The sequence below is a fragment of the Arthrobacter cryoconiti genome (genome assembly GCF_020905375.1).
Taxonomy (GTDB): Bacteria; Actinomycetota; Actinomycetes; order Actinomycetales; family Micrococcaceae; genus Specibacter; species Specibacter cryoconiti.
This window is the reverse complement of sequence record NZ_JAJJBU010000003.1, coordinates 380,917-399,081: the sequence shown is the minus strand read 5'-3', so window position 1 is coordinate 399,081 and position 18,165 is coordinate 380,917. Positions and strand designations below refer to the sequence as shown.

Annotated in this window: 8 protein-coding genes; all 8 read right to left on the bottom strand. The window is 60.3% G+C overall.

The features are described from left to right. Window positions 1-9: 9 nt before the first annotated feature. The 8 genes from LOH53_RS01905 to LOH53_RS01870 all read right to left on the bottom strand — a co-directional run bounded on the left by LOH53_RS01905 (window position 10) and on the right by LOH53_RS01870 (window position 18,147). Window positions 10-1,887, bottom strand: coding sequence for a protein kinase domain-containing protein (locus LOH53_RS01905; RefSeq protein WP_230066018.1), 1,878 nt, complete (start codon window positions 1,885-1,887; stop codon window positions 10-12). Then, on the bottom strand, window positions 1,884-4,049 hold the full coding sequence (locus tag LOH53_RS01900; protein ID WP_230066017.1) for an FHA domain-containing protein: 2,166 nt from the start codon (window positions 4,047-4,049) through the stop codon (window positions 1,884-1,886). The genes LOH53_RS01905 and LOH53_RS01900 overlap by 4 nt, the downstream gene beginning before the upstream one ends. After that, window positions 4,042-5,073, bottom strand: coding sequence for a PP2C family protein-serine/threonine phosphatase (locus LOH53_RS01895; protein ID WP_230066016.1), 1,032 nt, complete (start codon window positions 5,071-5,073; stop codon window positions 4,042-4,044). Before LOH53_RS01895 ends, LOH53_RS01900 begins: the two co-directional genes overlap by 8 nt. Next, window positions 5,070-7,013, bottom strand: a complete 1,944-nt coding sequence (locus LOH53_RS01890; protein ID WP_230066015.1) for an RDD family protein — start codon at window positions 7,011-7,013, stop codon at window positions 5,070-5,072. The genes LOH53_RS01895 and LOH53_RS01890 overlap by 4 nt, the downstream gene beginning before the upstream one ends. Further along, window positions 7,014-9,611: a transglutaminase family protein gene (locus LOH53_RS01885; protein WP_230066014.1), complete on the bottom strand. Its 2,598-nt coding sequence runs from the start codon at window positions 9,609-9,611 to the stop codon at window positions 7,014-7,016. Then, window positions 9,608-10,939 (bottom strand): DUF58 domain-containing protein, encoded by a 1,332-nt coding sequence (locus LOH53_RS01880; protein ID WP_230066013.1) that lies wholly within the window; start codon window positions 10,937-10,939, stop codon window positions 9,608-9,610. The genes LOH53_RS01885 and LOH53_RS01880 overlap by 4 nt, the downstream gene beginning before the upstream one ends. 7 nt (window positions 10,940-10,946) lie before the next feature. Next, window positions 10,947-11,918 carry an AAA family ATPase gene (locus LOH53_RS01875; RefSeq protein WP_230066012.1) on the bottom strand — a complete coding sequence of 324 codons (972 nt, stop codon included), beginning with the start codon at window positions 11,916-11,918 and terminating at the stop codon, window positions 10,947-10,949. Between the two features lie 115 nt (window positions 11,919-12,033). Then, a complete protein-coding gene (locus tag LOH53_RS01870; RefSeq protein ID WP_230066011.1) occupies window positions 12,034-18,147 on the bottom strand; it encodes a fibronectin type III domain-containing protein in 6,114 nt (2,037 codons plus the stop codon). Window positions 18,148-18,165 lie beyond the last annotated feature (18 nt).

Sequence of the window (18,165 nt, the reverse complement as noted above, 5' to 3'; positions counted from 1 at the left end):
CCGGCTCCGTCATGGGAAGCACTTCTTCGTCTCTGGAGAAGTATTGCCACTTTTTCGAACCAGCTTGATCGAAACACATGACTGATTGTTGTTGAATGCCACAAACACTTTGGATTCTTTAGTTGGTTTGAACTCCCCTGAATCCACGGCACTGACGGCGGCCCATAAGTAAATGTCCCCGTCGAGGGGGTCCGGATTGGTCCATGTCCACACGGCACCGCCATTACTGGCCGTGGCCTTCAAGTCAGTCACGGCAGGAACGTCAGCTCCCACGATCACGGCCGGTCCGGGGGGTGTGGTCACGCCAGCTTGGGGATCCACCGGCTTTGGCGCACCGCCGTTGGCAAAAATGACAACACCGAGTACGACGCCGGCCACCAGCAACGTGCCAGCGCCCAGTCCCAGCCACAGCCGTTTGCCAGAGGACGGCCGGCGGTACTGCGCATTCGCTTCTAGCTGTGGTGCGGGCAGAACATCGTTGCGATGCACTGTGGACTCGAGAACAGCATCGTTTCCACCAGCTGGCGCACGCGGTGGGACGGAATCCGCCCACTGGGTTGGCGACACCATGCTGGAAAAGCCGCCGGAAGCGGTGTTGGTGGGAACCGGCGCCGCATCAAAGGCAGTTTGGTTGCCGGAGGCAGTGTCGGAACCAAAGGCTGTGCCAGTCCCGTTCCCTGTACCAGTGTCATTGCCTGTGCCTGTGCCTGTGCCTGTGCCTGTGCCTGTGCCTGTGCCATATTGTGCGCGGCGACCGACACCTGCCGATGGCACTGTGCCCCCGTTTTGCGTCAAACCCGTTGTGGACCCTGAGGTGCTTGACGACGGGTAACTGTTGGGAGCCGCTCCCGGCGGCATGGGCCTCTGCTGGCCCGCCCCATTGGGTTGGCGCCCAGTCCGGAACATTGACGGGAAGGTGGGCGCGGACGGTTGTGAATCCGGATCGATGGAGACAATGCTGCGAACGCGTGTCTCCTGGTAATCCCCCTCTGGTGTCACTTCCTCGATGGGCTGCTCTTCTTGCACCTCAAAGAGTGTGACGGACAGATTCAAGTCGGCCTGGATGCGCATCAGTGCCCTGGCGAAAGCCTTGGCAGAACTGTATCTGGAAGCGGGCGACTTGGACATGGCAGTGGACAGCGCCAAGTCCAGGGCCTCGGGGACGTCGGCACGGCCCAGCCTGCGCAGCGGCGAAGTGCCAATGCGGGTCATGAGCTCACGCTGGGAATTGTCTCCCCCCGGAATGACGAAGGGTGAGTGTCCAGCCAGAAGAGTATAGATCGTGGCACCTAGCGCCCAAATATCCACTTTGACGCCGTCAGTAGCACCGGCGGTGAAGGACTCTGGCGGCGACCACGGGATGGACATGCCGCCGTCCTCGTCCGGAAGCGAATCCATCGTGCCGGAAATACCGAAGTCAGTTAGTGCTGGCCTGTTGTAGTCCGTTACCAGAATGTTGGCAGGCTTGATGTCGCGGTGGGCAATTCCGGCGCGGTGGGCTGTCTCGACTGCGGAGGCAACCTGGATGCCGACGCTGAGTGCCTCATCCACGCTGAAGCGGCCCCGACGGGATCGAACATCCAAGCTGGGCCGCGAGCAATACTCCATGGCCAGATATGAGTGCCCAGCTTCGGTTATTTGTGCCTCGTAGATAGTCACAATGTACGGATGCGTGGACAACTGGGCCATCAAGTTGGCCTCTGACTCAAAACGACGCCGTGCGCCTTCAGTTTTCAGGTCAGCAACTAGTACTTTGACCGCTACTTTGCGGTGTGGCCTGTCCTGCTCATACAGGTAGACGTCGGAAAAGCCGCCGGGTCCCAGAACTGAGATGAATTGGTATCCGGGGAGGTCCGGCGGTGATGCGGGCGGGCGTTTGCTGCTCACAGAAGTCCCTCAAACAACAAGGAGACGCCATCGCCCAACTCGGCAATATCGCCGTCGAGCAAGATAGCCTGCTCACCCTGCCCCAGACGACGCGGGGCCTGACCCTCACGGACAAGCACAGTGCCATTGGTGGCTTTAAGGTCCACCAGCATGACCTCCCAGCCTTCCAAACGAACCTCAACATGTGAGCGCGAAATATCCCCGCTGGCACTATGTACCTGAACCAGTCGCGGCATGACCCCGCCCATCACCCGGGAAACGGAGGGCTGGCGTCCAATGATCAAGGAGTAATCAAGGTCAAGGATTTCGCCAGTGGAAATGTGCATCCTACCCAGGCGCGGTCTTCCCACCTCCCGTGGTTCGGAATTGATGGTTGCCCCACACTGTGAGCACTGAGACCGAGTGGGAGGGTTTGCATGATCGTTTGGGCACAGCCGAGCAAGAACCATGGGACCGGTGGGCGGACGGGAAGCGAGCGGTTCCACCGCCGGAGCCTCGGGTAGTGCCGCACGGTTGACCATGACAGTATGGCCGTCGTGGTCAGGGTCCTCATCGTTGGCAAACCCTGATCCTAGGGCACTTTCCGGAGAATCCATTCCGTCATTCAAAGACTCGGCTTCGGTCTCCGCGGCAGGGTTACGGTAGTTGCCACTGTTGGTTAGCCACGGAACAGAATCGATGAGTACCCCGGACGGCGGCTGCCAAGGCGCCACAGGCACATCCGCCTGCATACCGTCGTGTTCCGTTGCTGAGTCAGCGCTCGTCGAAATCTGGTCCGAATGACCTGCCTCGGCGCTGCCATTAGCACCGTTTTCGGGGCCGTCATATTCAGCAGTCGCACTGCCACTGCGGAAAGAATCACTCGCAGAAAAGTTTGGTTCTGCTGCTGATTCTTGTGAGAAGGCTCCAGCTCCTGTTTCGCTCTCTTTGGGAATCTCGTTGCCGTCCTCGTCATAGCGGACGGCAGCGTCTTCGACCGAACGCAGCATTGTCTGGCCAAAGAGATGATCATAGTCAGTAGTGAAACCATCGGCATCAGTTTCGTCGAGGCTGCCGCCGTCGTTGTCTTGGCCGCTGCTGGGCTCGGCTTCTTGCTCGCTGCCGGTGGTGCCAGAACCGCCGGTGGTGCCAGAACCGCCGGTGGTGCCAGAAGCATCCGGCATCTCTCCGGCAAATGCTCCGAACTCGTCATCGTCGCCAAAGTCGGCAGACTCCGCGCCGGAGGCAACTTCAGACAGTGCGTGTTCGTCATCCTCACTACCGTCATGTCCGGGGTAAATGGTCTGTGCCAGATCCGAACTCACAAATCCCACGCCATCGTCGTCGTGCTCCGGAAGCGGGAGCGCCGAAGAGGACCCCAACTGGGCATTCCATTCGGCGTCGGAGGCCACGGCGAAGCCTGCAAAGACGTCCTGCTCTTCTTCTGCTGCGGCATCAGAACCGAGTGCGTCAGGGCCGAGTGCATCTTGGCCAGTTTCACCCCCCGTCGATTCACCAACGGCGTCCTGCTCCATCTCTTCTGGCTGCCAGCTAGTCTGGCCCGCTGTGTTGGTGGCGGCTTCGCCAGCTTCAGCTTCAGCTTCAGAGCCAGCTTCAGCTAAAACTGTGGGCGGGGCTGGCGGCATGGACGGGAGGACCATCGCATGGCCGGTGGAGGTCCGCGAGCGCGTGAGTGACCCCGGACCGCCCAAACAAAGCTCCTGCAAGCGAATCACGGCTTCACCCACGGGAAGGCTGGCATCATCGTGTCCGGATGAGGAGGAGAATTCCGTTGCACCATCTACAAGCTGTGAACGCTCGGAGAGGGTGAGCACCACGGAGTCTGGAGTGGCCAGGGACCGTTCACTCCACGTCGTGACGTCCCGGCCAGAAACTTCCTGCTCGTCACCGCCGAGGCGTGCCACGAGTGAGATTTCCCCACGCAAGATCGCGTGGAGCCGCTCGGTCTGGACCAAAATGGCAAATTGTGGCATTCCCACAAGTTCCGGGCCCAGTTTCGACGTGACGGCATTCAGCACGCCATGGAGCGTAGGAGTCTCGTTTCCCAGGTGGTCCCACAGTGACGTGATAATCGCTGGATCCGTGGCCGATTCCAGGACTATAACGGTGCCTGCCCGTACGATTCCTAGCCAAGATCCGGTTCGGTACGTTGTGCTAACCATGGATATCGTCTCCAAAATTGTTTTGCGGCGAGAATGGTTCTGCGGTGTCAGCTGTCTCTGCTTGACGAGTCAGTACCGGTTCATTGCTTGCTTCCAGGGTTTGCACTGTTTCATCAGTGGAATCGTCCACGGGGATTCTAGGTATGCGTGGCAGCGTATCTTCCGCGGTAGATTCACCTGCTCGGCCGCTGTGCGTTTGCCCGTTATCACCGTCCCTGACGTTGCTGGCATCAACCACCACCACAGTGACATTGTCCCGGCCTCCGGAACGCAAAGCCGACTGGATCAAAGAATCAACAGCGTCCTGCGGGTGGCTCAGAGTAGAGAGCGCCCTGTGGATTTGATCATCGGTGACCTCATTAGTGAGCCCATCGGAACAGACCATCATGCGGTCACCCTCGACTACGGGGACTAGCCAATAATCCGCTTCGGTGTCGTTGCCGGTACCCAGCGCCCGAGTCACCACGTGACGGCGCGGATGCACCAACGCCTCCGCCGGAGTGATGTACCCGCCATCTACCAGTTCTTGAACCTCGGAATGGTCCACACTTACTTGGGCCAACTCGCCTTGGCTAAGACGATAGGTGCGCGAATCACCTACGTTGAAGACCAGCCAGTAGGGCACGCCCCTTTCCTCCACTAGAGTCACGCCTGTGACAGTGGTGCCAGCGCGGGCCGCGGACACTTCCCTGATGCGCGAGTCCGCTTGGCGAAGCGCCGTCGCTAGATCCGCGGCCGTCGCCGTGCGGGAACCGGCTATCAGAGCAGGCTGGCGGCTAAGGACGCTGATGCACTCGCGGCTGGCGACCTCCCCGGCCTCGTGCCCTCCCATGCCGTCCGCCACAGCAAAGATCGGATCACAGGCTAAGAAGGAGTCTTCGTTGAGTTCGCGCCGCAGGCCCCGATCAGAGCCAAAGCCAAAGCTGAGGCCGACGCCGGCGCTCACGGCTGTTGCTGACGCTTCCGGGGCAGCCACGCCTGATCCGGGTTCGGTTGCCCCGGGCGTCTGTGCGTCGTGGCTCATACCCGCCCCACCACAAAGGAGCGGTCCCCGAAGTGCACTCTGGCACCTGGTTCGGCTAGCAAGGGTGTTCCTCCTGGCAGTGGCACACGAGCACCGTCCTGGTGGGTGATGGCACTGCCGTTGGTCGAGTTCCTGTCGGTGACCCAGAGTCCTTCGTTCGAGACGCGCACGTGCAAATGCGTCTTGGACACGGACCGGCTCGAATCCTGGACGGAGACTAAGCGTTCAATCATCTCCCCATCGTATCCGGCTGGGTTGCGGCCTATCAGGGCCACCGTACCGATGTTTTCGGTCCCACCGTCGTCAAACGTCAATCGCAGAGCCTCGGCAGTGGCAACCGGACGGATCCTGGTTGATCCAAGGTCCCCCTCCGGATCATTCCCATCAATGCCCTGCGAATCCTGGCGCACCGATTCATACTGGGCGGGATTATGCTGGGCAGGATTGTGCTGGGCAGAGTTGTGCTGGGCAGAGTTGTGCTGGGCAGAGTTGTGCTTGGCGGGATTTTGCTGGGCGGGATTTTGCTGGGCGGGATTTTGCTGCCCAGGATTTTGGTAAGACGACGGCGCAGCAGCCGGCGCCGATCCCGCCTGAGGCACGAAGCTTCCAGCAGGTGGCGCGCCCACGGCGGGAGCACCAAAACTGGGCGCACCTAACCGTGGTGTTCCCGCGAGAGGAACGAAGGGTCCAGCCGAAGGCGGCGAAGGAGCCGGCGGCGTCCCTGAAATATCTGGCGCACGCGGAGGCGCAAAGGAGCCCCCCACCGGCCCGGTTGCCGTTGCTGGTGCAGCGGAGGAAGCTGACGAAGCAGACCGAGCTGGCCCTGCGGGTGGAACGGGTGGAGCAAAACTGTTCGTGGGCTGCGCATTCCATGAGGACTGCTGGTGTTGGGCTGCTAACGGATTTGCTTGCTGTGCGCTCGCCCAAGAGTGGTTCTCACTTTCGTTGGCGCCAGCACGGGCCCGGGGCAGCGGTGAGCTGACAGCGGATATACCAGGCATGGCCGGCGGCGCATAGGACATGCGTCCCGCAACGCCACCCGTCTCCAAGGGATTGCGGCCAGCTTTGACGTTGAAGACGACGGTGTGAGCCACCTTGTCATGCCAACCCTGAGTCTTGTTATTTGAGTCCCAGGCGTTGGAAATGATCACCAGCAGTGTGCCCACGTACGGGATGAGAGAACCCACTGCAACGATCAAATATCGCAAGAAGATGGCCAACATTCCGGCTGGCCCACCCTCCATGGTGGTGGTGCGCAGGCCCATGATGGAGTTCCCCGGCGTGGTCCCCTTCTTAGCTTCGGAAAGCCAGAGCCAGATCCAGTAGGCCAAGGAGAGCAGTGATGCCACTCCGATGAGGACGGCTGGCCACGTGAGGTTGATGACCATCTGGCCGCCACTCTTTTGCGCTCCCGCAAAGGCCAGCGTAATCCCGACTACGGCTGCCACGCCCATCAAGATGGACGGCAGTAATCCGTCAATAATCCAGGCAACCAGGCGACGCCCAGCTCCTGCTGGGACCAGCGCCGTTCCGGCAGTGAGTCTGGGGTCATCCCCCACTTCTTGAGGCTGGAGCAAAACCCCTTCTTGTGCGCCGCTCACGGGAATGATCCCTGGAATGGAGCGGGCGGTCTCTTCGGGAGCATTGCTGCCAAAACCGGCACCCGGCTGCTGACGTGTATTAACCGTTGCCGCCGTTCCCCTCCGAGCTGCACCCCTTCGATCTGCACCCCTTCGAGCCGTGCTCTGCTGGGCTGTGCCGTGAAGAGCTGTGCCACCCTGCTGGGCTGTGCCGGCAGGAGCTGTGCCAAGTGGCACCGATGATGGCGCAGGCATGGCTGAGCGGTTGGGCACAGCTGCCCCGCATAGTGTGCAAAATGCTGCCCCCGGAGCAAGTTCCGCCCCGCAGTTGCGGCAGGGTTCAGCCGTTTTCCGTGCCATCTACTGTGCACCTTTCCTGAAGATCTTCGCCAGCGCGGCAAGTTTAGGTTCCTGCCCGGCACCGGAACGAAGACCTAAGTCGTCGTCTGTACGACCGCGTGTGAAGGCGGTCCTGCGTTTGGCCTTTGCCTTAGCATCAACCAACAGCGATCGCGGAGAGAACTTTGCCCGCTGCCGTTTCCAGAATCCTACAGACCCGGTCATGTCCTTGACAGAGGCGTCTACGCCTTGCCAATACGTGGCGACTTCTTCCTCACTAGGCTGACCCGGTCCAAAGATCGCAGCATCCGCGCGTTCGGCGAGTACCGCCGTCGTACTCTGGCTGGCCGGGAACGCACCATACAGTGCCACCGCGGTTTCTCGACGCGTGGCGTTGGAGTCCATTCCGGCACCGAGATCGGTGGCCAGACTCATGACCTCGTACCAGCCTCCGCTGACGCGATCCGTGGGAAGGCCCAGGGTCAGGCGATTCTTCCGGCGTCTGCTCTTGAGCAGCACGATCAACAGCAACGGCAGCACGATCAAGAGAATCGGAATGGAGGCAACTCCCACAATGGTGAGAATGGTTCCTAGTATCCCTGCTTGATTGTTCTTCTTGCCATCCGTGTCCAGTGCATCCGGTGCACTGTCCGGAGGAAGATCCGCTGGCTCTTGCGGCGGGGGCGGCGGCTGGAGAACCTGTGGCTTGGGTTTCGAGGCGTCCTGAGGCTCGGGCGGGTTGGGGATGTGGTCCTTATCCGGCGTGGGATTGAACGGTACCCAACCTTCACCGGCAAAGTTCACTTCAACCCACGCGTGCACGTCGGCACCCTTGATCTGGACTTTAGACGCACCGTTATTGGGGTCCTTCTCGTCAAGATAGAAGCCCATGACCACCCGTGCCGGGATGCCTAATTGGCGAGCCATCAAAACCATAGCTGTTGCGTACTGCTCGTCATCGCCCACCATTTCCTTCCCGGAAAGTAGCTTGGTGATACGGGCGGCACTGTGACCAGACGTGCTGGGGGTTTGCCCTTCCAAACCGTTGCTGAACTTACCCTCACGCTGGAGCGCACCTTCAAGTGCCTGCACCCGTTTCAGTGGGGTGTCCGCTTGACCCACGATGTCATTGGCTTTCGTCGTGACAACTTGGGGCACATTCTCAAGTTTTGGCAGTCGCACCGAACCAAAGTCAGAGGCGGCTAGTTTGTTGCCTGCCACCTCGGGAATGTTCACGTTCATGGAGTAAGAATCGCCCTTGGCCAACCCGGAAAGGTTCAAAGCACTGCTGGATTCCTTGTTCAGGTACAGGGTGGGAGTGGACCCCGTCGCGCTCTTGTAGCTCAAGCTCTGAGCCACAGCCATGTTGGGAATCCAGACGCTGTTATAGCCGTCAATATCCACGCCGACGTCGGTCCCGGTTCCGCTCACCGCTTGGCTCAGGGCCTTCGGATCTCCCACGGGAGAAAAGGAGGCTGAGCTGTTCGGATCTACGTTGAACACGACTCCGTCGTAGCTATCCAGGGCGGCAACGCGGATGCGGCCATCCTTCGGCAGACCGTCCACGGTGAAGAGGACTGTGTCTTTTTCGTTTTTGACGTAGTCCCGGAACTTCGTGAGCGGCGAGGGCAGATTATGCAGGTCCGGCGGCGGAATAACCGAGTCACGGAGGACTTCTCGGCTGGTGCTGGTGGTCAGGACCGGAGCAGCAGCCATGGTGAGCACTCCGGCCACCAGAATCACTCCGGCAGCCATGCCGATCCGGCGCAGCATGGATGTCCGTGCGGCGGCGGTATCTTGCACGGGTGCATTGGCGGAAATAGAGCCGGCGGTCTCACGCCGTTCCATCTCGCGGCGGTAGGCCAGCCAGCTGATGGCACCAACGGACAGCAGTGATCCCCGTAGTACCGGCATAAAGAGCACAGTGGTACCGAACAGGATCGATGTGAGGAATAGTGCCAGCACGGGCAGCATTGCCCAGTACGCCCGGCGCAACCGCCACGCTAACGTTCCCGCGACGATGGCCGCCACGAAGGATGCCAGGTACGGGACCACCAGGACATCAACGCTGGTACCAACAGGGGGTGCAAGGGTCAGCAGTTGTTTCCACGAGAGCATGATGCCCAGCAGCAGCCCCCGCAAGGACGCCAAGCTGGGGAGGAAGCCTGCAATGGCCTCCCCGGAAGCTGCGAGAGCACTGCCTAGCAGCATGTAGACGGTGAATGCCAGACCCGTCATGGTGATCAGGCCGAGCCGCCAGTGCGCGCCGGCAGCGGCGACCAGCAATCCTACGACGATTCCACCGAAGCCTGCTACCAGGTAGCGGGGATCATGGCCGAAGGTTGGACCAAATCCCAGTACCCCCAAGCCGAGCAGGATGATCAGAACTGCTGCATCAACACCAAAGTGCCAGGGCGCACGCCCACTTGCAAAGGCCGACGGCGTGCGCGGTGCGACTGGACGCGCCTGTCCGGGCGCTTTCGCATCCGAGGCATCGCTGCGCCGCTTACCCCGTGCGGAACTGCGCCTAGCATTTTTCCTCGCAGCGCTCTCAGCAGTCGCAGAGTTGCCCGGGTTGCCCGGGTTGGCCGGGTTTTCGGCTCTTTTTCGGGCGCTCATGCAATCGCCTTCCTCAGGACAGCTGCCAGGTCCCCTAGGTCACCCAGGGTCAGTACGGTCAGATCGGCAATATTGGCACGGGCGGACTGCGCTCCGCTATAGCAGCGGATGGCGAAGGAACGCACACCTGGTGGCACGGACGCGGCGGCGCTGCGCAGTTGTGATGGCGTCACCTTCGAGCCCACTACAAAGAACACCACGGAGGCGTTGGGGACGCTGTCCGCCAAAGAACGCGCCAGTTGCAAAGCCGTCCCTCGACGGGTTGAACCGGCCAGCCTCGTCATGTCATCGAGCATGTTTTTGCCGGTCTCGCAGCGGATGGGCCCGGACTGGGTGACTACGCTGAGCTCACGCGCTTCCTTGATGGCTTGCCGGCCCAGGGAGGCGGCGGCGCTGATGGCCAATTCAAAGTCCTCGTCGCGTTCATATTCGTCTGTGTTCACCGACAGGGCCACTGCCATGTGAGCCCGTCGGGTTTCCTCGAATTGGCGGACCATCATCTTTCCCGTGCGGGCAGTTGTTTTCCAGTGAATATGACGGCGGTCATCCCCTGGGACATAGTCTCGCAAAGCATGGAAGGCAATATCAGCATTGGAAAGTTCCTTGGTGGGCAAGCCCTCCAAGTCTTTCAGGAAGCCCGCCGCGGGTCCGTCCAGAGCGGTGGTGCGCGGGTGCACAAACAGCTCGGTGGGCTCTGTCCACAGAACCTGACGGCGCAGCAGATACAACGGATCGGCACGAACAGAGCGGACGGGTCCCACGGTAATTACTGCCCGTCGGGTGGTCGGAATGGTGAAGAGGTCCTCGTGCACGGCACCCGGCTTCATCCTCGGTAGGTGAAACAGCGCCGTCGCACGCCCCACGGGCAATTCAAGAGCTGCGGGTAACACAGGGCGGGGGGAAGTGTTGGTGACGGCAATACTGCCCACCGCGTTATCCCCGACGGCAACCCGTGTGCGCGCCAAATCCAGCGTCACCGCGTACATGGACGATCCCACGATGAAAGCGATAGCGATCAGCACCAGCAACGATCCCAACAGCGCGGCAACCTTGGCTTCCTGCCAGCCAAAGCTAGCCCCAAGGATCCACAGCAGTACGACGGCGCCAATCACCACAGCGCCCAGGGCACTGACACTGGACACCACTGGCCTGACATAGCGACCCGACCAGCTCGCGAACTTGTCCCACACGGGAGCGAGGTAAAGCCGGACCACTTTGACCGCCTCCGCCCATAGCGAGGTGGGGTGCAGCGCCGTGGGGGCACCGTTGCGGTGGAATGGCCGCGCCAGGACTGCACGGGCCTTTCCTGCGCTGGATTTGAGACTCATTTTTTCCTCAGACTCCAGCGCGCTGCTGCGGGGCAGCTACTTCGGCCAGAACACGGGCCAGCACCACCTCAGGTGTAGCTCCGGCAAATTCAGCTTCGGGATCCATGACGAAACGGTGCGTCCACACGTAAGGTGCCAGCTCCTTGATGTCATCAGGGAGCACGTAATGCCGGCCCTTGGAGGCAGCCCACACCTTAGCTAGGCGCACCATGGCAATGGCGCCACGGACCGAAACTCCCAGGCGGGTTTCGGGTGCGTTGCGGGTTTCTTCGCACAGACGTGAAACGTATTCCAACACCGCGGCGTCGGTGTGTGCGGTCGAGGCAAGATCAGCCATTTCTGCCACAGCCGCTGGCGTGATGATTGCCGTCATGGTGGAGGTGCGGTCACGCTGGCTGGAACCGGAGAGCAGTTGAACAGTGGAGGCGTGGTCCGGATAGCCAATGGAGGTCTTGATCAAGAAGCGGTCCAACTGGGCTTCGGGCAGGCGGTATGTACCGGCCTGTTCGATGGGGTTTTGGGTGGCTAGTACCATGAACGGCCGGCCAGCCTCATAGGTGGTGCCATCGACCGTGACACGAGATTCTTCCATGACTTCCAGAAGTGCTGACTGCGTCTTCGGCGAGGCACGGTTGATTTCATCTGCGAGGACAATCGTCGCGAAGATGGGTCCCTTGTGAAACTCAAAGACCTGCGTCTTTTGGTCATAAATGGTCACACCCGTGACGTCGGAGGGAAGCAGATCGGGTGTGAACTGGATACGCGAGTGAGTACCTTTGACTGTGGCTGACAGAGCCCGCGCCAACATGGTCTTGCCTGTCCCCGGGGCATCCTCGAACAGGACGTGTCCTTCCGCCAACATGGCAGCAAGCGTGAGGCTGACTACATGGGACTTACCCAGGACGGCCTGCCCTACGTTAGCAACCAGCTTCTCAAAGGTTCCGGCGAACCAAGTAGCCTGTTCCGGCGTCATGGACATAGTTTTTCCTCTTTCATTGGTGGTTCTTGGCGTTCATGGTTGGTCAAGAAGACCTGGAAAACCTGCACTAGTTTATCCAAACATTTGCTTAGCTACGTGCAAAGCGTGAAACGGGTCAACATGGCGGTGTCCCGGTGACAGTATTGACGGTGGGCGGGCGGACGTAATTGCCGGCAAGCCGACCACTGCTGATCCGGTACCAGTTGCCAGAGGTATTCCACACTGGACTACAGGAATCAACCGTGACGGCACCGTCGCCATAGCTGAGCCACTGTCCGCCCGGATTATCGGAATTGTTCACCGTACCGTTGCAGGTTGCCGGGGAAACGCTGCCATCAAAGTAGTAGGCGCCCCCGCTCCTGGGAACAGTGCAGGAGTTCTTCGCCGCTCCCGGATCCGGGCGGACGGTGAACGGAACAGGCGGTCCGCTGGATCCTGTAGCCTCCGAGACTTGGCCTAAATCACCCTTTGAATTCTTCGATTGAATCTTGATGGTCCGCGCGGTATTCGCCGTGCCCAGATTCACTTGACCGTTTCCACTCTTGGCAGTGATCCAGCCACCAAAGCCTCCACCTTCGTCAATGCGGACGGCCGTGGAGTCTGTGTTGGCGCCCGGAGCCGACCACGAATAGCGCATGCTGGTGTCCCCTTGCCCGCCATTAGTGGCCGTGATCCCAGGAGTGCCAGCTATACCGTAGGCAGCGGCTGCGTTGGACGTGACGCTCTTGCCTTGTTCAGTGGTGGCGCTAGAGGTGACATAGACCTGAACCGATACGCTCTGACCGTTGGTGGCGGCAACGGTTCCGCCGGGGACTACCCGCTCAGGCGCGCGCCCACCGACTTGGGCCCAGTAGCTCAGTTCGCCCGGCGTGGAACCGCCCAACGCGGCACCGCTGGGAGGGGCAAAGTTCACGGTGAACGCCCCACCGGCGGCACCCGTGTTGGCAGGCGCGATGCCCAGCCCGGTGACAGTTCCCGGCTCGCTAACTGAACGCCGGGCATTGGAACGCGGGCTCAGATCGGAGATATCGACTTCCGTGGAAACCGCCACGGCGAAGGTATAACTGCCGGTGCCATTGGGCAGGGAAACGGTGGCTGTGGGCATTGTGGTAGTAGTGACCCCTTGGGAAACTCCATCCAGATACTTGGTCAATGAATAGTTTTTCAGGACGCCACCGTTGAGGTCCGGCTGCACCCAATCGAGCTTGACCTGATTGGTAGCGCCCACTGTGCTCACCACAGACAGCGTGGGGGCTCCGGGAGTTAGCGGCTTACCAGCGGGCTTCCCAGCTTGGGAGTATTGGCTCCATGCTGATGGCTCCGGGGCATTATTTACCGCCTGCACCCGGAAGGTGTACTCCGTGCCGTTGCGGAGCCCGGTCCACGTCAAAGAGTTACCCGTGACAGCACTTTTTTGCGGGTTCTGTCCGGGCGGGGCGGGAGAAATTTGCACGTTGTAGCTCTTCACCGCCGAGTACTCACCCACCGGCGTCACCCACCCCAATGTCAGTTCATTATCTCCACGCTTTACGGTGGGTGGAGCCGGAGTCGCCGGTGAAGCATCCGGTGTTGCAGGGGCAGAGGCCCGGGAGTATGCGGAACTGCCCACTGCGTTCTTGGCGCTGACGGTGAAGGTGTAGGCTACTGCGTTCGTCAGTCCGGTGATCATGCACGTGTTGCTCGCACAGTCCTGGCTGCCGCCGTCGCTCTTCAACACCGTATAGCCGGTCAGCGGTGAGCCATTGTCCACGGGTGTCCCCCACTGCAGCATCACCGCTTTGCTCTGGATTTCCTGGACTCGAGGCGCCGGTGGCACGGCAGGTTTTCCCTTCACATTCAACGTGATGCGGCCATCGACCCAGCGGCCATGATCCCCCGTTTTGTCTTCCACTGTGTAGGAGACCACCACATTGCCGGTGAAGCTCTCAGGCGCTCCCACCACCACTTTGTCAGCGAGTTTTTCCACAGTGGTGCCAGAGGCCCCGGTGACAAGTTTGACGTCCACCAATTTCAGGGGCGTGTCGGGGAACGGATTGGTGTCATTGGCCAACACGTCGACAGTTTCCTTGCGGCCGGCTTGCGCGTCGGGGACAACGTCCTCATTGGCAACCGCCAGCGGTTTTGTGGAGGACGTAATACGCAATGCCACGGTGGACTTGACGGGGCTGCTCTTACCGTCGGAGACCTCAAAGCCGAGCTCGTACACTGCACCCAAAACCGCGTCATTGCTGCTCTTCACGCTCAGCTGCGAGCCCTTGACCTCGGCCGTGACCTGTTCGGGCTTGGCACCTGAGAGCTTGAACGTCAGGGCATCGTTTTCGGGATCCTTCGCCAACTTTGACAGGTCCAAGGTGGCCGTTTCCAATTGCGCAACTTCAAGCTGGGTGCCGGTAACCGTTGGAGGCAGGTTGGTGGCGGGAGCAGGTGTCACCTCCGTCATGACTGTCAGGGTGGATTTGAGCCCCGCCGGGTCATCTGGACCCGTACCGTCTGTGACCTCAAAGGTGATCGAGCCTGGACCATAGAATTCTTTGTTGGCCGCGTAAGTGATGCCGCCGCCGTCGGCCGTAATTGATTTCTCCGACGGGGCGCCTATGAGCTTTACCTTGTCCGCCTGCGTGATCCGCGGGGTATGCCCATCCCTGACCTTGACGTAGTCGTTGAGTTTCAATGTGGCGGAGGTTCCTGCCACTAGTTTGATGGGTTCGGACTTTTTCAAAACGGGGTATTGCTGGTCAGTTCCCGGGACCCAAATGATGGCGGTGGCGCTGAGCTTGTCTTGATCAGTAACCGTGTACGGGATCATTTGGGGGGCCGCCGTCAAGTTCACTCGGATCAGACCGTCGCCCAGCACGCTGGCGCTCTCTGTGGGGCGGGTGAGAGTGACTTTCAGGGCGTCTGCGACACCGTCAGGATCTTCATCGTTTTTCAGTACAGGCACATCCACAGTGTTCTTACCCAGCGCTTCCGCAGCCGAAACGCTGTCATCGCGAGCGATGGGTGCACGGAGAGGCGCATCCGCGGTGACAGTGACGTGGACGGTGCCCTTCGCCGTTGCTCCAGAGGGGTCGGACACTGTGTAGCCCAGGGTGCTGATGCCAGGAGTCGTAGGTGCGCGCAGAAGCACCCGGCCCTGTTTGGTGATCGATGGTTTCATTTCGGCGGGGTCGGAAAAGCCGTCCTTTTGTAGGGCTAGTATGTCCCCGTCAGGGTCAGCATCGTTGAGTAGGACGTCCAGTGCCACCTGGCGCCCGGGTCGGATGGTAATGAAGTCATCTTCTGTTTTGGGTGGATGGTTGACGCGATCTACTGGTGCCACTCCAACTTGGATGTTTCCCACCGCTTCCGCACCCAAGCTGTCCTTGACCTTGTAAGTGAACGAGTCCGTGCCGGCAGAGTTGCCGGCAGCCGTGTAGGTGATAAAGCCGTTGCCAGCAATTGCAGTCCCCAATTGCGGGGCCGTGTCTACGCCCATCAACTGCACTGAGTCACCGTCAGGGTCAATACCATCAAGCGGGATTTGGATACGTGTACTTGATCCTGCCAGCACCCGGCCCTCCACATTTTTCGGTGCCGGGGGAAGGTTCCGTTGCGGGTCGGACGCCAGCACGTGGATGCTCACTGCGGCCGAATCGGATTGTCCGGAAGAGTTTGTGATTTTGTAGATAGCGGAGAACGTTCCGGCAGTCGTCCCGGCTAAAAAGCGCAGGGAGTCTTCATCCACCCATAATTTACCGACGGAGCTGTCCGGGCTCTGGGTGATCTCTGGATGCTTAAGAAGATCCCCATTGGGGTCCGAATCGTTGGCCAGCACCGGAATGCGAACGACGTCGCCCACGCGCACCGTGGCGACGTCCGCCTTGGCCACCGGGGGCGCCAGGGTGGTGGGTGCCGGAATTTGGACCACGGCGATGCTACCCACAGCGGTGCCGTAACCATTGGCGACCGTGTAATTGATCGTCAAGGGCACACCGTTGCTACGGAGGTCGGTGATTTTGACTATTTTGTGGTCCAGAACAGTGACAGAAATACCCGCGTTCGCCGGGACGTCCACTCCCTTCACCACCAGAATGCCACCAGCAGGATCACTGTCATTGCCCAGTACATCCACCAGCACTGTGCCGCCTGTAGGCATCATGGCGGTGTCTTTCACGGCTACCGGGGCCAGCGCTTCATCCGCGGCCACCACGTCGATCCGGATCAACCCCGTGGAGCTTTGCGGGCCATTTGTCACCTGGTAGTTCAGGTACGCCACTCCCGCTGTGCCTGAGGTGAAGGTGAAAGTTCCGTTATCTGCAATCGGTGAAGCCGTGCCCAAGTTGGGTTTGTCGACGCTTGCCAGGCGAAGCTCGCCGCCACCGGGATCCTGATCATTTTTTAGCGGAGCAACAACAGCAGTTTGGCCCACCACCACTCGAACGTGGTCGGCATTGGCCACCGGCGGCACTCCCCCAGGCTTAATATTCACCGATATCTTCTTTTCCGTCACCGCCCTATTGTCGGAGACAGACACCGTGACGGTTTTGGCGCCAATGCTCTGACCGTTGTCGAGGTACGTCAGTTCGCCGTCCGGAGTGAACTTCACCTCTGCCGAGTCGTCACCTGCTTTAGCCCCAACCAAGAAAATACTGTCGCCGTCGGGGTCCGTCATATCAGCCAGGACATTTTGAGCGATCGATTGTCCCTGTACCACCACCATGGAAGTGGGACGCAGCGAGACGGGAGGCGAATTTTCGCTATCCGGCACCACTCGCACGCTAACCGGCGCGGTGGCGGTGCCGCCCCGACCGTCGTCGGCGGTGTAACTAAAGGTTTCGGTCTTTGCAGGGGTGCCGGCAGGGACCACAACTTGCAAACCGGTGCCCCCATAGATGGACTGCAATTCTCCGATTCCCAACTTCTCGGTAGCCGGATGGGCAGTCAAGACGTCCCCGTCAGGGTCAGAATCGTTGAAGAGGATGGGCAGCACCGTGGTGACGCCGGCCCGCACCCCAAAAGTGTCCGCCACCGCCACTGGCGGGCGGTTAGGTTTTGTCCTATCCGGCAAAGTGTTCACCACATTGGGGTCGGTGGAGTCTTTGTTGGGGTCATCCGCCTTGGTCAGATCCGCCTTGATGTCATCCCAGTTATTGACCAGTTGCATGTTTTGATTGATCAGCCAGACGTCGCCGCCGGTCATGTCATTGAGCACCACCACGTCCCGATTTTGACGAAACACCAATCGTGACTGCGCGCCCGCCTTGGGGATGGGTGTGGGCTTCGAGTCAGCTCCGGGGCAATAGAAGAGATACTTGTTGACCCCGGTCCATGCCGCATGAACGCAGCCTCGCTGTTGCACCGGCGCAATGGGCGTACCGGTTCCAGACAAGGAGGCCAGTTCTCCTTGGCCGCCGTCGAGCGGCTGGAGTAGGAGTCCCGTGGCAGTTTCCACGGCTACGGCGTCGCCGGAAGCACTGGGCTGCTGGATCAAGGACCCTTTGGCATTGTCAACATGTGATGTCTTGCCGTTGGGCAAAAACAGGGTCCCTGACTCCGGGTCCAGCACTGCTGCCCGGCCCCCCACGGCCGTCAGCTGTAGGTTCCCAACCTTTGGCAGCCCCGCAATGGTTGCCTTTGACTGGGTGCTCACCTGCGCGTCCGCTCCCACCGTCAATGTCAGCAGTTCTCCGGCTTGTGGGTTCAGAACGAACACCGTACTGGTGTTTTCAGCACCTGGAACGACGACGGCGGCCGCGTTGGGGATGTCAGTCAAAGTGGGTTTACTGCTCTTTTGATCAAACGAGGCGACGCTGGCTGTGGGTACTAGCCACACCTTCCCGGCAGCGGAATCGGCGAACGCCACGAGGGTGCTGCCCAGTGAGATCTTTTTCGTGCCCGTCATGGCAGTGTCCTGGCCCAAGGCCATGGTGGAGACGTCCACTGGATTAAGCAGTGTGCCGGAGTCATTGTCCATGAACACCGTGGCTGCTTGCTGAAGGACGTTGAAGTTTTCGGTGGTAGCCGTGAAACCACCATCAAGAACCTTGGACTGGGCGTTGAGGTGACCCACCATGTTTGCTGAACGGTTGGTGACCCAGACGCTTCCGTCGTTCAGAACCACATCTGTCGTGACGAATCCCGGGTAAATGATGGCACCAGCAACCACCGTCACCAGTGCCGCCACCATGCCCGTTGCAGCGAGAAAACGCCTGCGGGGCACGATTTTGGCCGACAACGACCTTATTGACATCAAATATCCTTATTTAGC

Coding starts and splice junctions, on each gene's coding strand:
- LOH53_RS01900 (WP_230066017.1), bottom strand. CDS start 4,049: ATGGTTAGCACAACGTACCGAACCGGATCTTGGCTAGGAATCGTACGG.
- LOH53_RS01875 (WP_230066012.1), bottom strand. CDS start 11,918: ATGTCCATGACGCCGGAACAGGCTACTTGGTTCGCCGGAACCTTTGAG.
- LOH53_RS01890 (WP_230066015.1), bottom strand. CDS start 7,013: ATGGCACGGAAAACGGCTGAACCCTGCCGCAACTGCGGGGCGGAACTT.
- LOH53_RS01870 (WP_230066011.1), bottom strand. CDS start 18,147: ATGTCAATAAGGTCGTTGTCGGCCAAAATCGTGCCCCGCAGGCGTTTT.
- LOH53_RS01880 (WP_230066013.1), bottom strand. CDS start 10,939: ATGAGTCTCAAATCCAGCGCAGGAAAGGCCCGTGCAGTCCTGGCGCGG.
- LOH53_RS01895 (WP_230066016.1), bottom strand. CDS start 5,073: ATGAGCCACGACGCACAGACGCCCGGGGCAACCGAACCCGGATCAGGC.
- LOH53_RS01885 (WP_230066014.1), bottom strand. CDS start 9,611: ATGAGCGCCCGAAAAAGAGCCGAAAACCCGGCCAACCCGGGCAACCCG.